The organism is Spirillospora sp. NPDC046719 (assembly GCF_040645715.1).
Classification (GTDB): domain Bacteria; phylum Actinomycetota; class Actinomycetes; order Streptosporangiales; family Streptosporangiaceae; genus Spirillospora.
The window spans coordinates 1-2,161 of sequence record NZ_JBEYYT010000810.1 but is presented as its reverse complement, the minus strand read 5'-3'; the positions used below and the strand labels follow the sequence as shown (position 1 = coordinate 2,161).

Annotated in this window: 3 protein-coding genes; all 3 read right to left on the bottom strand. The window is 75.2% G+C overall.

Annotated elements, in window-relative coordinates; translation table 11 throughout:
- Positions 1-27: 27 nt before the first annotated feature.
- Entirely contained in the window at positions 28-654 is a 627-nt protein-coding gene (locus ABZ914_RS50500) for a TenA family protein (RefSeq protein ID WP_500201696.1), read from the bottom strand.
- Positions 651-1,397 carry a glutamine amidotransferase gene (locus ABZ914_RS50495; RefSeq protein ID WP_387020849.1) on the bottom strand — a complete coding sequence of 249 codons (747 nt, stop codon included), beginning with the start codon at positions 1,395-1,397 and terminating at the stop codon, positions 651-653. The genes ABZ914_RS50500 and ABZ914_RS50495 overlap by 4 nt, the downstream gene beginning before the upstream one ends.
- 56 nt (positions 1,398-1,453) lie before the next feature.
- The coding region (locus ABZ914_RS50490; RefSeq protein WP_500201695.1) for a phosphotriesterase family protein at positions 1,454-2,161 on the bottom strand (708 nt) is incomplete at its 5' end.

Sequence of the window (2,161 nt, the reverse complement as noted above, 5' to 3'; positions counted from 1 at the left end):
AGCGCGCCGGGGGCCTTCGGGCCGCCGTCAGGCGTACACGGCGTCGTGGAAGGCGATCTCCGCCTCCAGCATCCCGCCGAACCAGCGGACCAGCAGGTCGTCCGCCACGCTCTCGGGCAGGGCGTCGACCTGGCGGGCCAGCGCGTCCACGCCCTCGCGGAACGCCGCGGTCGCGTGCAACGCGACCCAGTCGGCGATCGGGCCGGACGGCGCGCCGCCCCCCGCGTGGGCGCGGGTGCACCAGGCGAGGTAGAGGCTCTCGGCGGCGAAGAGCACCGTCGTCACCGCCCCGTAGCCGCCCTCGCGGGCCGCGGCCAGGGCGAAGTCGGACAGGATCCGGGCGCGCGCGGCGGCGTCCGGCCGCGCCTCCACGGGCCAGGCCGCGCGGGCGGCGCGGAAGTAGTCCGCCTGCTCGGTGGTCAGCGCGTGGACGGCGCGCGCGTTGCGCTCCATCGCCGTCCAGTCGGGCGCGTCCCACACGGCGAGGCCGTGCAGCCGGGCGGCCGTCGCCACGAACGACGCCTCGATCTCCAGGTAGTCGGCGTACTCCTGGTCGCCGATGGCCCCCGTCTCGACCTCCCGGACGAAGCGCATGGCGAGCGCCCGCTCCATGGTCGCGGAGCAGGCGTCGAGCAGCCGCCGGGAGCGGGTCACTGCGCCAGCCACTCGACAAGGCCGCCGAACACGCGGGCGTACCCGTCCCATTCCTCGCAGAACGGCTTGGGCGCCCAGTGCGGGGAGCAGTCGGAGGTGAACACCCCGGACCGCCCCTTCCCGTACCCGGCGACGGCCACCAGCGGATCGCCGTTCAGCGTGGCGAGGACGTCGGTGCCCTGCCGGGCGCGGACCCGGTTGTAGCCGAGCAGCGCGGGCCACTCGCCCTCCACCCCGCCGAGCGCGGCGTGGCCGGCGGCGGTGACCTCGGCGTTCGCGCCCCCGGGCAGCTCGACGCGGTCGTCCTCGGGGAGCAGCTCGACCGGCAGCGCCTCGTGCAGCGCCGTGTTGCGGAAGGCGGCCTTGCCCTCGAAGCCGGTGAACGACAGGTACCCGCCGACCATCAGCAGCCCGCCGCCGTCCGCGACCCACGCGCGCAGCGCGCCGAGCCGGTCCGTGCCCGGCACGGCCTGCTCGAACACCTGCGGGGCGAGCTGGATGGAGTTCGCGCCGATGTCGGACAGCACGACCACGTCGTAGCGCCCGAGCGCGTCCGCGTCCCCGGGGAAGTCGGCCGGCACCAGGTGGGCGGGCATGTGCTCGACCTCGTGGCCCCGGCTCTCCAGGGCCCGGCGCAGCGGCTCGACACCGGTCACGTAGGAGCTGGTGGTGAAGGAGTCCACCCCCTTGATGTGGGTGGACTGGGAGACCCAGCTCTCGCCGGCGATCAGGACGCGGCTCACTATCGATCCTCTCTCTCGGATGGGAAAACGTGGGGGGACGGAGCGCCGGCGGCCGGTCAGGCCGCGGACTCGAACAGCCGGGCGGGGTTGCCGCGCAGCAGGCCGTCGACGGTCTCCGGGGCGACGCCGAGCGCGGCCAGCCGCCGCGCGAACAGCAGCGGCACGTACTGGAAGCCGTTGCCCCCGTAGGTGGTGAGCATGCTCTTGAGGAACACGTCGTGGCTGAGCAGCAGCCGCCCGCCGTGCCCGCGCGCGATCAGTCCGGCGACGGCGCGGGCGGTCTCGTCCGGGGCGGGCGACTGCCCCTCGCCCGGATACAGGAACGGCATGCCGATCATGTCGAACTCGAGCCACACGCCCCGGTCGGCGACCGACAGCTGGTAGCCGACATCGCCGCCGGACGGGTCCATGTGGCACAGCACCACCGCGCCCGGCGGCACGCCGTACCCGTCCAGGACGATGTCGAGCACCTCGTGGGCGCGGCGCTGCCAGCCCGGCAGATGGACGTACAGGGGGACGCCGGTCTCCCGCTGCGCGCGGGCGGCGGCCCGCAGCGCGACGTGCTCGGCCGGGGTGAAGTCGGGCGACACCCCGATCTCGCCGATCACGCCGGGCCGGATACCGGTGCCGTCCGCGCCGCCGGCGAACTCGGCGACCAGCTCGGCCGCCATCCGCGCCTCCCCCGCCTCCGCGAGGTGGGCGGGGTGGTACTGCTCCAGGTACCAGCCGGAGCCCATGACGATCCGCAGGCCGCTGCGCTCGGC